At 48.5% G+C, this 18,568-nt stretch carries 20 protein-coding genes; 12 read left to right on the top strand and 8 right to left on the bottom strand.

Annotation, left to right across the window (positions count from 1 at the left end):
• Positions 1–21: 21 nt before the first annotated feature.
• Entirely contained in the window at positions 22–1,290 is a 1,269-nt protein-coding gene (locus tag A3842_RS13170; RefSeq protein WP_074101711.1) for an erythromycin esterase family protein, read from the top strand.
• Here A3842_RS13170 and A3842_RS13165 read toward each other — a convergent pair.
• The 6 genes from A3842_RS13165 to A3842_RS13140 form a co-directional block, all read right to left on the bottom strand.
• Positions 1,280–3,067, bottom strand: a complete 1,788-nt coding sequence (locus A3842_RS13165) for a glycoside hydrolase family 13 protein (protein ID WP_305953389.1) — start codon at positions 3,065–3,067, stop codon at positions 1,280–1,282. The two genes, A3842_RS13170 and A3842_RS13165, sit on opposite strands and share 11 nt — an antisense overlap.
• A gap of 137 nt (positions 3,068–3,204) precedes the next feature.
• Positions 3,205–3,726 (bottom strand): DUF3231 family protein, encoded by a 522-nt coding sequence (locus tag A3842_RS13160; protein ID WP_074101710.1) that lies wholly within the window; start codon positions 3,724–3,726, stop codon positions 3,205–3,207.
• Positions 3,727–3,842: 116 nt separating this feature from the next.
• Positions 3,843–5,078 (bottom strand): sialidase family protein, encoded by a 1,236-nt coding sequence (locus tag A3842_RS13155; protein ID WP_074101709.1) that lies wholly within the window; start codon positions 5,076–5,078, stop codon positions 3,843–3,845.
• A 14-nt stretch (positions 5,079–5,092) separates the two neighbouring features.
• Entirely contained in the window at positions 5,093–5,464 is a 372-nt protein-coding gene (locus A3842_RS13150) for a hypothetical protein (protein ID WP_074101708.1), read from the bottom strand.
• A gap of 126 nt (positions 5,465–5,590) precedes the next feature.
• Complete coding sequence (locus tag A3842_RS13145) at positions 5,591–5,992, bottom strand: hypothetical protein (protein WP_074101707.1); 402 nt, start codon at positions 5,990–5,992, stop codon at positions 5,591–5,593.
• Positions 5,993–5,997: 5 nt separating this feature from the next.
• Positions 5,998–6,402 carry a hypothetical protein gene (locus A3842_RS13140; RefSeq protein WP_074101706.1) on the bottom strand — a complete coding sequence of 135 codons (405 nt, stop codon included), beginning with the start codon at positions 6,400–6,402 and terminating at the stop codon, positions 5,998–6,000.
• Positions 6,403–6,573: 171 nt separating this feature from the next.
• Between A3842_RS13140 and A3842_RS13135 the strand changes: the two genes are divergently transcribed.
• The 4 genes from A3842_RS13135 to A3842_RS13120 all read left to right on the top strand — a co-directional run bounded on the left by A3842_RS13135 (position 6,574) and on the right by A3842_RS13120 (position 10,132).
• A complete protein-coding gene (locus A3842_RS13135; protein WP_074101737.1) occupies positions 6,574–7,194 on the top strand; it encodes a GNAT family N-acetyltransferase in 621 nt (206 codons plus the stop codon).
• A 49-nt stretch (positions 7,195–7,243) separates the two neighbouring features.
• Complete coding sequence (locus A3842_RS13130) at positions 7,244–7,810, top strand: TetR/AcrR family transcriptional regulator (RefSeq protein WP_074101705.1); 567 nt, start codon at positions 7,244–7,246, stop codon at positions 7,808–7,810.
• 130 nt (positions 7,811–7,940) lie between these two features.
• The gene (locus tag A3842_RS13125) at positions 7,941–9,131 is read left to right on the top strand and encodes an ROK family transcriptional regulator (RefSeq protein WP_074101704.1); all 1,191 of its coding nucleotides are present in this window, start codon (positions 7,941–7,943) and stop codon (positions 9,129–9,131) included.
• 32 nt (positions 9,132–9,163) lie between these two features.
• Entirely contained in the window at positions 9,164–10,132 is a 969-nt protein-coding gene (locus A3842_RS13120) for an ROK family protein (RefSeq protein WP_074101703.1), read from the top strand.
• Positions 10,133–10,289: 157 nt separating this feature from the next.
• On the opposite strand, the gene A3842_RS13115 is transcribed toward A3842_RS13120, so the two are convergent.
• Entirely contained in the window at positions 10,290–11,210 is a 921-nt protein-coding gene (locus A3842_RS13115; protein ID WP_074087106.1) for a ketopantoate reductase family protein, read from the bottom strand.
• A gap of 146 nt (positions 11,211–11,356) precedes the next feature.
• Between A3842_RS13115 and A3842_RS13110 the strand changes: the two genes are divergently transcribed.
• On the top strand, positions 11,357–11,905 hold the full coding sequence (locus A3842_RS13110; RefSeq protein WP_074101702.1) for a TetR/AcrR family transcriptional regulator: 549 nt from the start codon (positions 11,357–11,359) through the stop codon (positions 11,903–11,905).
• Positions 11,906–12,122: 217 nt separating this feature from the next.
• On the opposite strand, the gene A3842_RS13105 is transcribed toward A3842_RS13110, so the two are convergent.
• Complete coding sequence (locus tag A3842_RS13105) at positions 12,123–12,593, bottom strand: DUF2798 domain-containing protein (RefSeq protein WP_074101701.1); 471 nt, start codon at positions 12,591–12,593, stop codon at positions 12,123–12,125.
• Between the two features lie 137 nt (positions 12,594–12,730).
• On the opposite strand from A3842_RS13105, the gene A3842_RS13100 reads away from it, so the two are divergent.
• The 6 genes from A3842_RS13100 (at position 12,731) to A3842_RS13075 (ending at position 18,547) form a co-directional block, all read left to right on the top strand.
• Complete coding sequence (locus tag A3842_RS13100) at positions 12,731–13,147, top strand: MarR family winged helix-turn-helix transcriptional regulator (RefSeq protein ID WP_074101700.1); 417 nt, start codon at positions 12,731–12,733, stop codon at positions 13,145–13,147.
• 75 nt (positions 13,148–13,222) lie between these two features.
• The gene (locus tag A3842_RS13095; protein WP_074101699.1) at positions 13,223–13,996 is read left to right on the top strand and encodes a MerR family transcriptional regulator; all 774 of its coding nucleotides are present in this window, start codon (positions 13,223–13,225) and stop codon (positions 13,994–13,996) included.
• Complete coding sequence (locus A3842_RS13090) at positions 13,996–14,667, top strand: GNAT family N-acetyltransferase (protein WP_256701686.1); 672 nt, start codon at positions 13,996–13,998, stop codon at positions 14,665–14,667. The genes A3842_RS13095 and A3842_RS13090 overlap by 1 nt, the downstream gene beginning before the upstream one ends.
• Entirely contained in the window at positions 14,664–15,668 is a 1,005-nt protein-coding gene (locus A3842_RS13085) for an alpha/beta hydrolase family protein (protein WP_074087097.1), read from the top strand. The genes A3842_RS13090 and A3842_RS13085 overlap by 4 nt, the downstream gene beginning before the upstream one ends.
• Before the next feature lie 268 nt (positions 15,669–15,936).
• Positions 15,937–16,608 carry a metallophosphoesterase gene (locus tag A3842_RS13080; RefSeq protein WP_178382347.1) on the top strand — a complete coding sequence of 224 codons (672 nt, stop codon included), beginning with the start codon at positions 15,937–15,939 and terminating at the stop codon, positions 16,606–16,608.
• A 187-nt stretch (positions 16,609–16,795) separates the two neighbouring features.
• On the top strand, positions 16,796–18,547 hold the full coding sequence (locus A3842_RS13075; RefSeq protein WP_074087095.1) for a sensor histidine kinase: 1,752 nt from the start codon (positions 16,796–16,798) through the stop codon (positions 18,545–18,547).
• The last annotated feature ends 21 nt before the right edge of the window (positions 18,548–18,568 follow it).

Raw genomic sequence — 18,568 nt, 5'->3', positions numbered from 1 at the left:
ACAACTGGAGGATGACGGCGAATGAATGATTCAACCCTTATGCAATCCATACGGAAGCTCGCTCAGCCTTGGGGCAGCGATGAATCGTATGACAGTCTGATCGCTGAGGCCAAAAGCGCAAGTTATGTTCTGCTCGGAGAAGCATCGCATGGCACCTCAGAGTTCTACAGCGTTCGTGCCGGGCTAACCAAACGTCTTATCGCAGAAGAAGGCTTCCGGTTCATTGCGGTAGAAGGGGACTGGCCATCCTGCTATACGCTTAACCGCTATATCAAAGGGTATCCGGATGCGGCAGACCAAGCAAGGGAGGCCCTCAGCGATTATACCCGATGGCCCTCCTGGATGTGGGCGAACCGCGAAATTCTGGAATTGGCGGAATGGCTGCGCAGCTATAATGAAGAGCGGCCGGAATCAGAGAAGGTTGGCTTTTACGGCATAGATATGTATAGTCTTTGGGAATCAATGGATGAAATCCTGAAATATCTCACTTCTAAAGGCAGCCCGGACCTGGAAGCGGCTATGCATGCTTTTGAATGCTTTGAACCTTACGGCAGGGAGGGGCAATCGTATGGGATATCAGCGTCTTTATACGGAGAGGGCTGCGAGGAGGTGGTGGTTTCGCTGTTAAGCAAACTTCAGGATGAGTGGAAGCAGGCCCATCCGGCTGACCGCGAGAATGCATTAAGCGCTGAGCTCAATGCGATGACTGTACAGGGGGCGGAATCCTATTACCGGACGATGATACGTCATGACTCCGATTCATGGAACATCCGGGACCGCCATATGGTTGCAGCCTTGGAGAAGCTGATGGAGTTCCATGGTAAGGGTGCCCGGGTAGTGGTATGGGAGCATAACACTCATATTGGTGATGCCCGGGCAACCGATATGGCGCAGGACCAGATGGTCAATGTAGGACAATTGCTGCGTGAAAAATATGGAAGCACCGTATATGCCGTTGGCTTCGGGACGTACCGGGGGACGGTCATTGCGGGGAGAGCCTGGGGAGCTCCAGCGGAGGAAATGCAGGTTCCGCCAGCGCTGAAGAACAGCTGGGAGGAGCTGCTGCACCGGGATGGGGCAGAAGACAAGCTGCTCTTGTTCAGTCAGGAAGAGACCGTACTGGACCAGAAGGTTATCGGACACCGGGCTATTGGTGTGGTCTACCATCCGGAACGGGAGCGGGGCAATTACGTACCCTCTATCCTTTCGAAGCGCTACAACGCTTTTATTTATCTCGACCATACCCACGCGCTGTCTCCGGTTCAGACGGGGGCTGCTTTTACCTCTTGATCAGAATTTGGTAACTGAAAGGTTCAAGATGGAGCTGCAAGCTTCCTCCTGTTGAAATCACTTGTTCCTTATTGGTTACATCCTGAAATGCTCCTTCCAGCGGAAGGGACAGGGAAACAAGCTGTTCCGAGGGGTTCAGTGAAATGACGAAATGTGCATGCGCATCCATGCGTTCATATACAAAAGCACGTTCCCCCGGGTCTGCCCTCAGGACATGGAAACAGCCTGTCTGCAAAGCCGGGAACGTTACGCGCAGCCGGATCAGAGACCGGTAGCACTCGAACAGTTCCCGGTTCTGGAACTCTTTTTCCCAGATCATGCATTTGCGGCAATCCGGATCACCGGTCCCCTCAAGACCGATTTCATCGCCATACAAGATGCAGGGAGTCCCGGTAAAAGTGAACAGGAAGGCTGCAGCCAACTTAAGCTTTCTTGCATCCCCGCCCAGCTGTGTGAGAATCCGCGGAGTATCGTGACTCGCGAGCAGGTTGAACAATACCTCATTGGCTTGCTGCGGGTAACGCATCAGGAGGTTGCTAATCTGGGCTCCAAAGCGTTGAGCGTCAATGTCACCGTTATTCAGATATTCAATCAAACGCCTTGCAAGCGGATAGTTCATGACCGAATCGAATTGATCTCCGTGCAGCCAGCGCATAGAATCACTCCACACCTCTCCAATGATAAAAGCGTCGGGATTGATGGTTTTAACAAGCCTGCGGAAGTTCCTCCAGAAGGTATGGTCAACTTCGTTGGCCACATCCAGTCTCCAGCCGTCAATAGCTACTTCGTTCATCCAATACGCAGCGGTATCCAGCAGATATTTCCGGGCCTCAGGATTTGCCGTATTCAGCTTGGGCATCTCAGCAAAAAAACCAAACGCCTCATAGTTGGGCTTCCCATCGGTTACCTTCACAGGAAACTCATGAATGTGGAACCAGCCGGCATAGGGGGAGTGTGGTCCATGTTCAATCACATCCTGAAATTGGGATGATTGTGCACTGATATGGTTAAACACGGCATCAAGCACAACACGGATTTGCCGGGCATGAGCGCTTTGGACCAGATTCTTCAGTACCGCAAGGTCACCCAAATTCGGGTCCACCTTCCTGTAATCGGTTGTATTATATTTATGGTTACTTGGAGCTTCAAAGATGGGGGTCAGATATATAGCCGTGATCCCCAGCTCAGCCAAATGATCCAGATGGTCTATGATTCCTTGAAGATCTCCTCCGAAGAAACTTTCAACCGTAGGCGCATCTCCCCATGCTGAAATACTCTCGGGATCATTTCCGGGGTCGCCATTGGCGAACCGGTCGGGCATGATCTGATAGAATACGGCAGACTTGGCCCATTCCGGAGCCTTAAACAGATCCACTTCATGGATATAAGGTCTTTCGAAGTATCCCTCCGGCGGTTCAGGCTGCCTGGTGAAGATTCCTTCTTCTGTCATCCAGACGGTCTCTTCTCCGGCATGAAAGCGAAAGGCATAAGAGAAGCGCTTATTTTTGGGTTTTACAGCCGTTTCCCAATAATCAAAGAGCTGGTCGGTTACTATCTTTTGCATCCTGTGCTCATGATGATAGTTCTTCCAATCGTATTTGTCGCCCGTGAGGGCAAAGACCTGCTTCACATTCTCCTTCTGGGTCCGGACACGCAAATGGAAGGTGTCCTTGTCATAGAGGTATGCCCAGTTGCTGTGAGGGACATGATGCAGGCCCTCCAGATGAATAGGTTTATGCTCTGCCGCAGAATTCACAATCCAATCCTTGTTCTTCACAAAAGACCTCCCAATCATTTGAATATGTATATTGTAGCCGCCGGATTGGAAATTAAGCCTTTCTTTTACGGGGGATTTACAAGTGTGGAATTTAAAAAGCCCTCTCTATCCGGTTTGGATAGAAAGGGCTACTGCTGTTAGGCGTTCACAGTTTCATGTCTTTTCACTTGTAGCGGCGGAGGAATAAGCCAGCCTTTTTCTTTAGTCATCTTCAGAATTTTGACACCAAGGGCTGCCTTGGTCATGTGATACTTGGCGAATAAAGCCCCAATATCCTCACGGATACTTTGTCCCATTACTTGGCTGCAGGCTACCAATGAAGTGGCGACGTCCGCTGCAATTTTGGCTGCAATTTCGGGATCTGTAAATCTTGCTCCCACAGGAATGTCTTCGAGCTTGACCTGCGGTCTGTCAGGCAGTGCCGGAGCAGTGCCGATACCGTTATCTGTCAATAGTTTATCACATTCGCTTACTTCCAGTTCAGCCTGATCAATCAAGGTGCCGAGGATTTTTTTCAGCTCATGGTCACCCGCATGATTCAGATATGCGCGGTAACAGGAGATGGATCCCTTTGCAACCATTGAAGCTTGCCATACACCGTATATTTCTCCGTAATGCATAGGTTCATCTTTTGAATTTCCGCCTAATATCCCTGACATACACATACTCCTTTATGCCTTTTATTTTTCTTTCAAAAGACGGCAGTTCCGTCTCTGCTTACTGGCATAGTATGTCCTGGATCCCACAAATTAACGCGCAAATTCGTGTGAAGTTCTCAATTTCCGTAGATGATATCCTGCTTGCCCAGTCTCGAATCGTTCCAGACCGCGGCCAGCGTATCCGGGAATTTGGTAGCTGCAGTAATATAGTCGCCAATCAGCGGAACAGGCGTGGGAGAATTGCCGTTTGGATTGGTGGAAACATCGGATATCCGCCGATTGGCGAAGGAAACGCCGGCATTGAAAGACTCAGCGACAAAAACATCCAATAGAAATCCGTTCACCCGGTTGGTGTAATAAATCACCCGTATGGTTCCGTTCGAGGGGGAGACGGTAATGGAAGGGGAGAAGTTCTGTGAGCCCGCCGGTGCTCCTGTGATACTAATAGGCGAGGACCACAGCAATCCATCCGGAGAACGGGAAAAAAAGACATCCGCATAGCCCAGACGGAAATCATTCCAGACCGCATACACAAACCCCCCGAACTGTCCGGCGGATATGTCGGTCCCCAAGCTGAGGTTCGTCTGTACCCGGAACGCGTAATTCGGCACGGGCAGAGGACTCGGCACTGGAACTGTACTGGCGATGAACGTAGCTCCCAGGATCACAGGAGGGTTGAAGGAAACACCCCCATCCAGAGATACTCTGATATATGCATTCGTCGGGAGGTTGGAGCGGGTCTGAATATAACCGACATACAGCTCTCCGGCGAGTCCGACGGCAAGGGCAGCCCGGTCAAGCTCGCCTCTGGGATCGGATATGCGCAGCGGCCGTTCCCAACTGAGTCCCTGATCCAGAGAACGTTGGAAAAAGATAGCCGAGTTCTGGGAAAGGTCGTAAATGGGCGTATAGCCTACATATGCATTTCCCCGGTAGGGACTGGAGGGAGAACGGTCAACAGCGATATAAGGTTCATCATTGTGAACATATAATCCAAACCCTTGCTGTACAATGACCGGGGGATTAAACGTTATTCCGTTATCAAAAGAAGTGTAGGTAGCAATCGTTCCATCCATAAATTCATTGAAGTAATGAACCGCCACGATGAATGTGTCGGGAAACGTATAATCGATTGTCGGGGCTTCTGCGCTCATGTACCCTGGTGCTTGCGGCAATACGGTATTTGACCAAGTTGCTCCTCCGTCGATCGAACGGTAGAAGCCTGTTAATGCGGTTCCTGTACTGTCTTCCACCGCGACCACACACAGAATATTCGGGTCCAGCGTATTTACCGCTATCGAGGGCTCGATATGATTCCCCGGCAAAGCGGCAGTTATGTTCACGTTAGCCAATGGATCACCTCATTTTAGGTAGAAATAATCGATAACCGGTCAATATATGTAAGTTCAGGCTGCAGAATCCGATCCAGAGTGTTTCCGCTCGCATCCAGCGCAAAGATGTTAATAATGGTGTCTACTGCACTGTAGAAATTGACTTGGACCTCATAATAATCGGCAAGCGTAACTGAATAGGTCTGGGCAACAAGCTGCTGGGGATTAAGCTGGAAAAGGGTTTCTCCGACAGCAACACGTGTGAAGCTCGCTCCACGGAACTGAAAAATCTGCAAGGTGAGATTAATGGGGGAAATAATGGAATCGTTTAAGCAGGAGATTTGAATCCGGTCCAAATGGGTGGAGCCTGTTGGAGGATTGTATACCGCTCCCGTTGTGAAAGGCATCGCATGAACTCCTTCCGGCCTGATTAAAGACATTTGGTAAAAAGTATGTGGATTCATTTTGTCCTATGCCGAAATTCCAAAATATGTATAACACAGAGAGAGGAAAAACTCCCTCTGTGAGGGGGGTTAAAGAATGGATAAACCCATAAATACAATCGGCCCGACGACGTTGGGGATATTTCCACCCGATACAGAAGACGCGGTTATTGCATAAGCGTAGTAACCCGAAGTCAGCCCGGAGTCTACATAAGATAATTTCACCGCATCAAAGGCATTCACAGCGGTACCGCTGGACCGGAAGGTGCTGATCTGCACCGCATTGCGTACGAGAGTGAAGATAACATCCGGGGAATTAGTGCCGGTGCTCTGCAGACCGATAGTGGCTTCAAGCTGAACCGATCCTCCTGTGGCAACATTCAACCCGAATTGTCCAAGAATGATGCTGCTTGGCAAAGCTAATACAGATAAAGAGGTGGACTGAGAGAAGCTGGACGGGATGCTTTTACCCAGATCAATAATTTGTGTCATGACAGTCACACCAGGGACAGGCCCGAAAATAACACGGGGCCTACCAGATTTGCACTGTTCAGAACAGAGGAATTCATCTGCGAAACGGTAAGGGTATAGGCGAAATAGCCAGCGGTCAAGTTACTGTCAACAAAAGAGAAGCTGATCGGGTCATATTGGTTGATATTCAGCGCACTCGCCGTAATCGTAAACACCGCCGTGCTTCCCCGTAAAATAGTGAACAGCAAATCCGGACTTCCCAGCGTATTCTGGACACCGACGGACGCGCTCAGCCACACATTGCCTCCCTGCCCTGTTGCCAAACCGAATTGAGCGAGCGTATTGCTTGAAGGCGATGCAAGAATGGGGATCGAGATCGACTGGCTGAAGCTGGCGGCAACACTTTTACTGAAATCGAGAATCTGGGCCACAGTAATCAGCTCCTTGTAACGTATTTGTTCTATTCATAAAATATGTATGTTGGTGTGAGAGTGATTGGACGTGACACAGGCGCTATTTGACAAGGGGAATGGGTTCACGTATTGTGGTACTATAAAAACCATATGGGTACCGAAATACAGGAATCGAAAGGAACGTTTATTATGGATAATATTACAATTATGAATGGCAACCCCAAATCGGCGTCCGGAGGCAGACTGATGGGTATGGCACTGGATTATATGGCTTATCCGCTGGTTGGATCGATAGATCAAACCTTAATTGAGAGCACATTACAACAATTATGGGGTCTCGGAAAAAACCGTTTCAGCCATCAATATGCTTTTGAGGCCAGGCTGGATGACACAACCATAGGGATGATTACCTGCTACCCGGTATCGGTGATGGATAAGCTGGTGTGGCCCACGGTCCGGGAGCTAATCAAAATGCGGAAATGGAAGCTCGTCAAGCATTCGCTGCTGCATTTGCAGGATTTGTGGTCTATGGTGAGCCTGAATGAGGGAAGAGCGGATGAATATCACATCGGAGCTTTGGCAACCTTGCCGGAAGGCCGGGGATACGGAATCGGTTCGAAATTAATTCATTTTGCAGAGGAAAAAGCCAGATTGAGCAACTACGGGAAATGCTCCCTGACGGTCAAGCAAGAGAACCTCCGGGCCATCAAGCTATATGAGCGGCTGGGATACCAGATCACGGATACGATAGAGAAAAAACCGTATTATTTATATCGTATGGTAAAACCCCTTCCGCGTATCCTTACCTAAGTGTTAAGGTAGTAACGGGAAGCTAGAGGAAGGGGGGACGGGCAAGGGCATGGACAATAACGTCTATTTTAAAATTTTAAAATGTTTTGGCGCCAAAGGCACGAGGTTTACGACAGAGGACCTGGCAAGAGAGCTGGGTACGAGTAAACGCACCGTATATGCCTATTTTTCAAGTAAGGATGAAATGATAGAGAAAACCATAGATTTTGTGTTTACGGAAATTACCCAATCGGATACGGATATCCTGGAAGATGCAGAACTTTCTGTTCAGGAGAAGATCAGGCTCTATTTTCAAAACATACCTGATGCCTATTCGATAGGCACCATTATCCGGCATATGGATGACCTTCAGCGTTATTACCCCCGGCTCTACGGGAAGGTGAACCACCACCTGGACACGATTTGGGATGGTGTCATTGAGCTGGTGCAGGAAGGGATGAACCATCAGGAGCTGCGGAAGGTGGACACGGTCATTCTCAAGCTCATGCTGAATGAAACCCTGAGAAAGCTGCTGGATTATGAGTATATTGCTAATCATCCGGTCAGCTTCGAATCCGGCATTAAGGCGATGAGTGATATTGTTCTATATGGCTTGATGAAAGAGGGATTTTTGTGAAAGATTAGAAGAACCTAAACCCCCAAGGAGCTAAGAGAAATAAATACTTTTCTTGGGGGCTAGAAAAATATAGGGCTAGCAGGTATAGTTAGTTAATAAAATTAACTAACTATACCAAAAAGGATGAACAATGAAAAACCAATCTGCAGGTACGCCGAGAGCCATGCGCAATCTGAATGAATTGCTGATTCTGAATGAGATTATAGGCGGGGGACCGCAATCACGGGCCGATCTCAGCCGTCAGACCGGGTTAAGCAAACCAACCGTATCCTCAGCCATCACTCATCTCATCGGGCGTGGACTGGTCAGGGAGACGGGCAGGGCCGACAACTCCCAGGGGAGAAAGGCAACCTGGCTTGAATTCAATACCCATTGCTTTTATGTAGCCGGCGTTGATCTGGGGGCTACACGGATCAGGATGGCGCTGGCTGATATGGGAGGGCAGATCGTCCAGTACCAACAGCTGGCAATGCCTGAAGGAAGCCTGACAGATATAGAGTTCCAGACCTTTTTGGTTGAAAGCCTGGAAGGGCTGCTTAAGGAATACGGTGTAGCATGGGACAGGATTAAGGCTGCCGCGATCGGAATTCCCGGGGTCGTGGACCCTGCCGGCGGTGAAGTGTCTAGGCTGGTTTCACCGCTGAAGGGCCTTGAAACTACATTGGAGCTTGCCAACTTAACCCGGCTTTTTCCCGTCCCTGTCATCACTGAAAATGATGTGAATCTGGCGGCACTCGCGGAGCATTCCTTAACTGGCGATGCCGCAGGAGGAGGGGGCTCACTCTTATACTTTTCGTTAGGCGAAGGAACCGGGGGAGGCATCATTATTGATGGTGCAATCTACCGCGGCCTGGGCGGAGGAGCAGGGGAATTAGCCAATATGAGGCTCAGTGCCGGGAGGCTGGAGGATGTTCTTTCTGCCAAGGGACTTCTAAGGCTTACCTCCGCTATAACAGGGGAGCAGGACAAGAAGCCGGATTCCTACAGCTCTGAACCCGGAATCTCTGCCGAGAGATTGTTCGAAGAGGTCAGAAAGGGTGATCCTGTGGCACAGTCCGTAATGGACGCGTATAGTGGAATGCTGGCAGAGGCATTAACCAATATTTGCGCTGTAATCGCTCCAGATTCAATTGTTTTGGGTGGAGGACTTGGCAGCAACGGAGACGTATTACTTCACCGGCTGGAAGCGCGGTTAACCGGGCTGGACCGCAAACCGCGCCTGGCAGTCTCATGCCACCGGGAGAGGGATGTCGTTACCGGAGCCATTCAGATTGCGGTGCAAGCTGCCTTTCGCCGCCTCCGTGAAGAATGGACGCTTTAGACATAATCAATAGAATCTGGAGGGTTGCTGGAATGAACATTCATAGTGCCGGAATCGATGTGGGCGGAACCAAAACGCTGTTATGCCTGGTTGACGAAGAAGGAAATATCCTGGCGCAGCATAAGCTTGAGACGCAACTTACGCGTGATCCCCGGCTGTTCTTCGCCTGGTTGTTTGATGAATTGGGGCAGTTCTGCGCAGCAAATGGAGGCGGTCTTGCCTCACTCAGCGGAATTGGCATCGGGTTTCCCGGGGTGATGAATGAATCCACAGGGATTCTATCCAGTGCCCCTGCACTGAATTGGCCTGCCATAGATATCCGTCCGGTCATCGCAGCCCATTATCCGGGGATTATTGTGCTTGATAACGATGTGAATATGGCGGCGCTTGGAGAGCATGCTGCCGGAGCCGCCGCCGGCTCTGAGGATTTTATGATGATTACGGTAGGAACGGGGATTGGCGGAGCTATGTTTTTGAACGGGCAGCTGTACCGGGGGGCCGGATTTTCGGCCGGTGAGATTGGTTACTTGATTCTTGAACCGGAAGCAGACCTTGCTTCTGCCGATTCGGAGAACAGTGAATTTGGGCCTTTTGAAATGGCTGTGTCCGGTACAGGGATTGGCCAGAAGGCCGCCGATTATCTGCTTGAGGACAGCCGTTTCTCCCTGATCCGGCAAATCGCGGGAAGCGGACCGGTCCGGGCGGAGCATGTATTTGCAGCAGCGGCACAGGAAGATGCAGCTGCTGTGCAGATTTTGAACAAGTCTTATGACCAGATGGCGGTTGTCATTAAGAACATAACGATCACTCTGGACCTTCATCTAATCATTCTCGGAGGCGGAGTGGTGGAGAAGAATGCTGGATATGTCCAGGAAATTGCCGGCCGGGTAAGCCGTTACACTCCGCATCAACCGGTAATCATCAGGCAGGCGGTCTTGGGTAATCAAGCTGGTGCCATCGGAGCTGCGGCAGCGGTCAGGAGCAGACTGGCAGGTAAGTAGGATTGGGATTCATCTCCTGCAAATAGATGGCCCCCTAATAAAAGAAACAGCGGCAGTCAGGGACGACAAATGAAGTCCCTGACTGCCGCTGTTTTATTGAAAAAATGTTTCCCGTTAGCTCAGCACGGTTATGCTTATTTGGAACGAACGGAAATCACTAAGCATGTATTTCCAGATCGATATCATTTTGATTTAAAAACTTCAATAAATCGTTATTCAGCTGCACAATTTCCTTATTGGCACTATTCGCATAATCCGGCAGCAGCATATCCTTCACCATTTTTGTCCGCAGCCAGATCATAAAGAACAAATCCAACACCCAATTTGGGAATATAAGCACCATTTTAAATACAGAAGGATGAATGGCAACGCCAGCTTTTTGGATGGCCCTTAAATACGTTTTTAGAGTGAGGGTTATTTGGTGTGCCGTTTTTCTGGTTCTAACTGTTTTTTCGTCGATTATCTTATTTCCTACATGTAGAACACTAAGCAACGCAATGTCCGATACGGAATGAGTTATCAGATATGATTTCATGTCCTTATGAATTGTGCAGGGAAGCTTTGCTGTTTTAAATAATTGTACGAGGTTTTCTACACGTTCGGTCACTTCACCGCTTATTTCTCCAAACTTAGTAGCTATCAGAATCTTTGGCGGGAACCGGGCATACAAAATCCCCTCTTTAATCTGTCCGCCGGCACCAGGAAAAGCGGGTAAAAGCCGGTCTCCAATAATATCCAGCCACGAAGAAAATCCAATTGAATTGTTGGTCATTGTAACAATATTTTTGCTTTGATTGTCTTTAAGTGCCAGCAACGCTGATTCGGATTGATCGTAACGGACGGTAACGAAAATAAAATCATATACATCATCATGTTCAAGCGTATCAATGACATTTACTTTTATAGACTTAACCGCACCTTTTTCATAATATTGCAGGCCATTTTCTTTCAATGTTTTGAACCTGTCAGAACGTGCAAACAGAGTAACGTCAATCCCTGCTTCAATGAATTTGATTGCGTATGCGCTCCCTATAACACCTGCACCAAAAATTAAAACTCTATTTTGTTTTGCTGACATAAAACCACTCCTATTTTTCAGCATTTTCTTTTAATCATCCGACAACATGTTGTATAATGTGATCATAGATCTTTATTATTCTTTGATCAACCATCAGTTTTTTATGATTTGTCGGATGATATTCTTGTTCTCGATAGGAGTGTAAAATGAAAAAGCAGCCCGAAATCACGGAAAAAACAAGACGAAACTTCATAGATGTTTTTTGTGAGTTATATAGTCAAAAGCCGATTGAAAAAATATCCATTCAGGAGATTGCGAATAAGGCGGGATATAACCGCAGCACCTTTTATCAATACTTTACGGATATTTACGAATTGTTAGACTTTGTTGAGAATGATTTATTGAGCTATATCAAAGAAGAATTGGCGAATAATGAGCTATCTACCTACAATGTTCAGAATGCGCTTCATTGTTTGGAAGACAGGGAACATCTCTCGGTGCTTAAGGCGCTCTTGGGGGACTATGGAAGTCTTCGTTTTTTAGAACGCCTAAAAAGAGAAATGACCCTTGACAGACTGGATTTAAGCTTGCCGTCAAACTATTCCATAACGCCCTACTTGATTGAGTTTCACATCTCCACATCACTTTCTTTATTTCGTCTATGGCTTCAGCGGGAAAAGGATTTATCGCCGGAGGAATTTTTCGGGCTAATGGATAACCTGTATACAAAGGGGATAACACCCTATTCTAAATAATAAATCTACCATTCAAACCCAATCCTTGTGTACAGAGATGAACGATAGAGATCAGTTGGTATGCATGGTAGAGCTGGGCGCAAAAAAAGGACTTGGTTAATTAATTCCTAACCAGGTCCTTTTTACGTGTGGCGTACTCAACTGTAATCATGAATCAATGAGATCTTTCCTTCCTTAATCTCGAATGTTGACTTACCTTTTAATTACAGCTTACAGGTTATGCAGCCGCATGAGCCGGCACCGGGAAAATCCGCATGAACAGGAACCGGGTGAGCGGACCGACTACTATGAGCTGAAGGGGCAGCGCGCAGATGAAATTGAGTCCCACCGTTGAAAAGTAATGGGCGAAGAAGTTGCCGCTAAGTCCGTAGTGTGCCAGGGTACCGTATAAGGACATGCATAGCACCATGCCGCAGACCATGAAGAAGGAGATGGTAAGTACTTTTTTGAGTGTTGGATCTGTCGGTTTGACGAGCTTGAACGCGATTCCTTTGGCTATTCTGCTGACTACCACCACATCCATGAACAGGCCGACAATTAATGCGGGGACAAAGCCGATGGCTACCTCTGTAATGACGCTGCTGGTCCAGCCAGTGGAGAGAACTACATTATAAATGCTCATGAAGAGCACCATTAACGTACACATGATTGCCGTAAAGATCAAAGCCTCTTTTTTATTCTTTCCCATTGCCCAAACTCCCTTGAAATATAATTTTGTGACTGCGATCATAGTAACAGACCCCGAATTAATCGTCAACCAAGTTGACAAAAAACTCCCTGAAAGTGATACACTTAAATCACCTGTATATTTGGAGGCCCGAACAGATGAAGGATTATATACAAAACCTGAATTTAATTGACTTAATCAGCGAAAAGCATAAGGCTTTGCGGGAAGAGGTGAACGGGCGGAGCAGCTACCCGCTTAATAAGACCGAAACTCATATTTTGGCCATGCTTGACCTGCATACTGTTTTATCTATTTCGGAAGTCAGCCGATTAATCCATATTTCCCGGCAGGGCGCACAGAAATGCATCAACGGCCTGCTTGCCGAAGAATACGTCAAGATCGCCCAGGTCGTTGGCAACGCCCGGGACAAGCATATCACTCTAACCGGAAAAGGGTCTGAGGCATGCCGCAGCATGCTGGAGATTAAGGTAGAGATGGAGCGGCAGATCATAGATCGCTTAGGGCAGGAGCAGGTTGAACTGCTAAAGAAGCTTTTGACGGAGGAATGGCTGTAGGATGTTCCACTCTTGACCTTAGGTCTGACCTAAGGTGTATCTTTACAGATATCCAGAACGGTGGGAGTGAAGTTAATGAAGAGTGAGATCACCATCAGTGAACTAGCCAAGCTTATGAATGTGTCGGTGCATCAGATCCGCTATTTTGAAGAAAAGGGTGTACTTCTGCCTTCTTATACTGACGGCAACCAGTACCGTAGGTATAGCATCGACCAGATCTATCGGCTGGCCCATATTATGCTGCTGCGGAAGCTGGGGCTGCCGGTCCAGACGGTCAAGGAATGTATGACAGACTTTGGGCCGGATGAGGTCCGGCAAATGCTCCAGAACTCTTTGGAAGATACGCAATCCGAGATTCTCCGGCTTCAGCAGCTTGAGCATTTTATTGGCAAGGTACTGCATGAGCACGATGATTTCAGCCAGGATACTACGGCTTACCGGGTAGTGCGGCGGGAATCCGTAAATTTGATGTGGTGGTTCGAGCTTAACGAACAGTCTGCCCTACAGGCGAGACAACTTGCGGAGTATGCCAAGCCTGCCCTTAATCTGTTTGAAGCAGACATTCATTATGTGTATGAAGGCACCGGTTCCGCTGTACTTTGCACGGAAGTCATGGAAGCCACGGAAACGGTAGATCTGGTGCTGGCTGCAGGAGAGTATCTGTGCTCCCCGTTTCAGGTGTCCCGGGAGGATGAACTGGCTCAACAGATCGCCCGGTTTGGCGAATATGCGGCAGAGCATGCCTATATTTCCGCAGGACCTCTGATCCTCATTGAGAAATCGTATCTCTCCCTGTTCAGTCAGGATAAGCTTCATTACGAGCTGCTGCAGCGGATGGTATCCGCATGATGAAATCCTCCTTCACTATTGAACCGATGCAGGCCAAGTACAACCGGCAGGTCAGCCAACTTCTTGTGCACGCGTTCAGCGGCAAATTTTCTCCCTTAACCCGGATGGGGGAAGGCGATCTGGCTCTCTTGTTCGAAGAGCTGCTGGATGCCTTTCCGGGAGAACAGTCGAGTCAACGTGTGGTAGCAATACATGAAGAAACGGTGATTGGAACGCTGTGCCTCAAGTGGAAACCGGGTGCAGGCGTTGATACTGCGGCGGCACCTCCATCTGCAAGACTTTCAGAGATGCGGGAACTGGCCCGGTTCGGGAGGTGGAAGGTGTTCAAGCTGTTGACAGCGTTACACGTTTTGAGCCATGAGCCGCAGGACGGAGAATGCTATATTGCCGATCTGTCTGTCCATCCGCTGCATCGCGGGAAGGGGACAGGCAAGCTGCTGCTGCAATGGGCGCACGCTTATGCGGTTTGCCAGCCGCAATGGACTTTCCTGAGCCTCCATGTCTCCGGGAGCAATGCAGGTGCCAAGCGGCTATATGAACAATTTTCCTTCCATACGCAAGAGGAGCAGCACCGTCTGCTGCTGTATGTTCTTGTTCGTGAATGGAAATGGGAATATATGATTTTGCCGCTCGAACCCACAGAGCATAGAGCCGGAGAGGAGTCCTTATGAAAAGAATAATAGGAAGATTACTCCTGGTTATTGTGCTGCTCTGTACGGGCGCGGTGCTGTATGTATTCCAGCAAAACAGCTTTGACATGAGGGAGCAGTCCATTGAGATCGACTCTCCCCAAGGCAAGTTGACAGGTACGCTTGTCCTGCCGAAGAACGCTTCCGGTAAGCTGGGACTTGTGCTGTTCATTCACGGTGACGGGCCGATTAATGCTTCCCACGGGGATGGATATAAGCCGCTATGGGAGCGGCTTGCTGCACAGGGCTATGCTTCGCTGTCGCTGAACAAGAGAGGCATTGACGGATCAGCAGGGAATTGGCTCGATCAGAGCATCGATGACCGGGTGGAAGAAGCACGCCAGGCGCTGGCCTGGGCGAGAACACAGCCGATGATTGATCCATCTCGGATAGGTGTGTGGGGAGCCAGCCAGGCCGGATGGGTGATTCCGAAGCTTGCGGGGAAGGAGCCGCTTGCCTTCAGTATTCTGGTATCTCCAGCGATCAACTGGTTAACTCAGGGGGAGTACAATACGCGGATGCAAATGGCGAAGGACGGTTATTCCGGGGATGAAATTTCCGCACAGATAGCGTATGAACAGCAGATCAAGGAGCTTTTGGCAAAGAATGCAACGTACGAAGAATATGTAAAAGCAGCGAATCAGGAGGATGTGATGTCCCGGGACCGCTGGACCTTCGTGGGCAAGAACTTCAGAGCGGATGCGACTGACGATCTGCAGCACTTCAACTCTCCTGTACTCCTCCTGCTGGGGGAAGAGGATGTGAATGTAGACTGGAGGGAAACGGAGGAGGTGTACCGCAGAGAGGTGAGCCCATCCTTGCTCACGGTCAAGGTCTTTCCCGGTGCAGAGCACTCCATGCTGACTACCCGTACGGCGGATTCCAGGCTGCGGGCCGTGATGATCAGCCTGTTCGCGCCAAGACAAATCACGGTCAAAGGCTATATGGAGCAAATTGCAGATTTTTTGCAGAAGCTTCCTTGATCCGAACGCTGAAAAGCCTCTCTTATGTCCAAGATATGTAATTCAGTATTGAATATAAATACTATTATATCTGACTAAACCATTTGAGAGAGGCGAGACATGATGAAAAAGAAGGCTTCACCGGCCCCCGCAAGACTTCTTCCCTCCAGAACTGCGGTTAAGCGAGCAGCAGCCACTCCTCCGGCCAAAGCCCAGGTTATCCGCTTTGCGGTGATCGGGGACAGTCATGTGGGATATGGGAACAGCTCCGGCATATTTAAGAACCCTTATGCCCAAAGCGGTCAGTGGTGTAAAACCAGGGTTTGTGATATTCGGCGGCGACAATGCCCAGGCGGGGGCGGATCATGGGAATCATGCGGATGCGTATTACAAGGACTTCAAGGACACTGTATTAAGCACGCTTGGGAGTATTCCTTACAAAGCATCCATAGGCAATTGGGAGGCGAGTACCCTGCCGTTATTCACCAAATATTTGGGCGCTGTGTCCGGACAAATGAACTTTCCGGGAACGCAAGGCAAAGTGAAGTACGTGTGGCTCGATTGCGCGTTGGGCCAGTTCAGTCCAGCGAGCCTGGCGCTGCTGAAGAAGCTGGATGACAAGCACTTTTATGTGATTGATTTTCATTGGCCTTTGAAGATTGCCGGGATTACTGTGGAGCCGAGCCATGTGCTGAGCCAGTCGGAAACCAGCAAGTTTTTCATGGCCATCCCTCCAAAAGCAAGAAACAGGGTACTCGCCATTTTTACGCATCATGGACATTTATTTTACCGGAAGCTTGACCATATCTACCCTGGATTTGCCACCACCAAGTTTTTCGTCTGCGGATGCTCGGGGGATTATAAATGCAAGCCGAACGGGGACCGGGGATATTACGATGGAGCCTTGACGATGAACGGGAATCAAGTCAGTGTTGAAGCCTTTCAGGTAAAAGTGGTGTAGGCCAAAGTAACTGCTTAAATCTATCTTTGAATTGTCCGACGTCGATCTTGTGGAACGCTCCAAAAAGGGTACGAAATTGTGGGAAGAAGTCCTTCAAACGATTCTGAAGGGCTTTTTATTTTGGACACATAGCGAACAAACCAATTAGGTATAATAGATTTATAGAGTTGAAGTACAAGGAGAATTTATGAAAAACAAGAGTATTACGTTCAAACTCTTTATGATAACTGTTTTGTTTTTTGCCTTTTTTTATATGATGATCATTCTCTCGCAACTGCTGCTCTTCAATGACTTTTACGAGAATCATAAATTAAATAAGGTGGAGCAGCATCTGGCGAAGTTTGCCTCTGATTATACCCGTAAGGAGTGGAGCTCCGATCAGCTCTCCCGTGAAATACTCAAATTCATGACCCGGAACAGAAGCCAACTGGCAATCATAGATATCGATGGAAAAGTGGTCGTTGATGATCCTTACCATATGCTTATCACGCAGGATGACGGTCAGAAAATGATGGTCTCTTTATCCCTGTTTATGACTCTGCATGGAGACCAGTTCAGAGCTGCGAATATTCAGAAAGGGGATCGGATCACGCTCTGGGGTGAGGTAGAGAAACGGGGGAAAGAGAATACCAGCGTGCTCTATCCCGAAAAAATGTACATACCGGATTCTAAAGTGATCGGTGAGGAGGAGGGAGAGGTTTCCTCTCAGGTGTCAGGGACGGTAAGCAATATTGAACTGCCTTACTTTAAAATCTGGAATCAGCGGCAAGGTCTGCTCATGCAGGCGTTGTCCGAGACATTCCCGTTATCCGGTGAATTAAAGAAGCGGCTGAACCATATGGAGATGCAGCAGTTCCCATGGTTTGAATCCTGGAGTGGAACGAACAATGTTATCATTTTGCAGCCTCTGTTAAAAAATAATGGAGAGCTGGAAATCCTGTTCTCGGTTACCTCCATCCAGGAAATTAGCGATACCAATGATGCACTTCGTGAATTCTATATCTATTTGGGAATTGGGGGCTTCTTTCTGATTCTCATCTTATCCCTGTTTTTCTCAAAAATAGTAACCAAACCGCTGATCGCCCTGAATCAGATGGCGAAGCGGATGCTTAACTTCGACTTTACGGCGGTATCCCCCATTCGTCAAAATGACGAGTTAGGCAGCCTGTCGAACAGTATGCTGCTGATGTCGCAGAAACTGGACAGTGCGCTAAGTGAACTGAAAGACGCCAATGTCAAATTGCTAGAGGATATTGAGCAGAAACAGAGACTCGAAGTGCTCCAGCAGAGTTTTTTTGCCAACGCTTCGCACGAATTAAAGACTCCGCTGAGTATTGTCAAAAGCTTCGCGGAAGGCTTGCAGGATGGAGTGAATGTACATAAACGCGAGCATTATATGTCAGTCATTATCGAAGAAGCGGGTAAGATGGAGATGCTAATTAAGGATATGCTGGATTTGGCGAGGTTGGAGTCAGGAACCATAGTGCTGAGGAAACGGATGTTTTTGCTCAGTGAACTGGTGGAGAAAGTTGCTGACAAGCTGGTGTATTTACTCAAGGAGAAGGAACTGGAGATTATAGTTGTGCCTGTGAATGAACTGCATGTACTGGCTGATCAGGAGTGGATGGAACAAGTCATTATCAACTTGATTATGAACGCCATTCGTCATGCCGAAGAAGGAAGTGTGATTACCATTGAAATTCATAGCGACACCAGTACTAAGCTCTATGTTGATAATATTGGTGAGACCATACCAGAAGATCAGCTTCATCTGATTTGGGAACGGTTTTACCGGGTAGAGCCTTCACGCAGCCGCAAGACCGGTGGGACAGGGCTGGGCCTTTCGATTGCCGGGCAGATTTTGGGCATGCACGGCTTCGACTATGAAGTGGAAAATTTGCAGAATGGGGTCCGTTTTATCATCCATTTCAGCAATTAAACGCTAGTCACAAGATTGAAA

Source organism: Paenibacillus sp. P3E (genome assembly GCF_001909045.1).
Taxonomy (GTDB): Bacteria; Bacillota; Bacilli; order Paenibacillales; family Paenibacillaceae; genus Paenibacillus_AQ; species Paenibacillus_AQ helianthi.
This window is presented reverse-complemented; position numbering and strand designations above follow the sequence as displayed.

Coding starts and splice junctions, on each gene's coding strand:
- A3842_RS13170 (WP_074101711.1), top strand. CDS start 22: ATGAATGATTCAACCCTTATGCAATCCATACGGAAGCTCGCTCAGCCT.
- A3842_RS13160 (WP_074101710.1), bottom strand. CDS start 3,726: ATGTCAGGGATATTAGGCGGAAATTCAAAAGATGAACCTATGCATTAC.
- A3842_RS13150 (WP_074101708.1), bottom strand. CDS start 5,464: ATGCCTTTCACAACGGGAGCGGTATACAATCCTCCAACAGGCTCCACC.
- A3842_RS13145 (WP_074101707.1), bottom strand. CDS start 5,992: ATGACACAAATTATTGATCTGGGTAAAAGCATCCCGTCCAGCTTCTCT.
- A3842_RS13135 (WP_074101737.1), top strand. CDS start 6,574: ATGGATAATATTACAATTATGAATGGCAACCCCAAATCGGCGTCCGGA.
- A3842_RS13130 (WP_074101705.1), top strand. CDS start 7,244: ATGGACAATAACGTCTATTTTAAAATTTTAAAATGTTTTGGCGCCAAA.
- A3842_RS13125 (WP_074101704.1), top strand. CDS start 7,941: ATGAAAAACCAATCTGCAGGTACGCCGAGAGCCATGCGCAATCTGAAT.
- A3842_RS13120 (WP_074101703.1), top strand. CDS start 9,164: ATGAACATTCATAGTGCCGGAATCGATGTGGGCGGAACCAAAACGCTG.
- A3842_RS13115 (WP_074087106.1), bottom strand. CDS start 11,210: ATGTCAGCAAAACAAAATAGAGTTTTAATTTTTGGTGCAGGTGTTATA.
- A3842_RS13110 (WP_074101702.1), top strand. CDS start 11,357: ATGAAAAAGCAGCCCGAAATCACGGAAAAAACAAGACGAAACTTCATA.
- A3842_RS13105 (WP_074101701.1), bottom strand. CDS start 12,593: ATGGGAAAGAATAAAAAAGAGGCTTTGATCTTTACGGCAATCATGTGT.
- A3842_RS13100 (WP_074101700.1), top strand. CDS start 12,731: ATGAAGGATTATATACAAAACCTGAATTTAATTGACTTAATCAGCGAA.
- A3842_RS13095 (WP_074101699.1), top strand. CDS start 13,223: ATGAAGAGTGAGATCACCATCAGTGAACTAGCCAAGCTTATGAATGTG.
- A3842_RS13090 (WP_256701686.1), top strand. CDS start 13,996: ATGAAATCCTCCTTCACTATTGAACCGATGCAGGCCAAGTACAACCGG.
- A3842_RS13085 (WP_074087097.1), top strand. CDS start 14,664: ATGAAAAGAATAATAGGAAGATTACTCCTGGTTATTGTGCTGCTCTGT.
- A3842_RS13080 (WP_178382347.1), top strand. CDS start 15,937: ATGCCCAAAGCGGTCAGTGGTGTAAAACCAGGGTTTGTGATATTCGGC.
- A3842_RS13075 (WP_074087095.1), top strand. CDS start 16,796: ATGAAAAACAAGAGTATTACGTTCAAACTCTTTATGATAACTGTTTTG.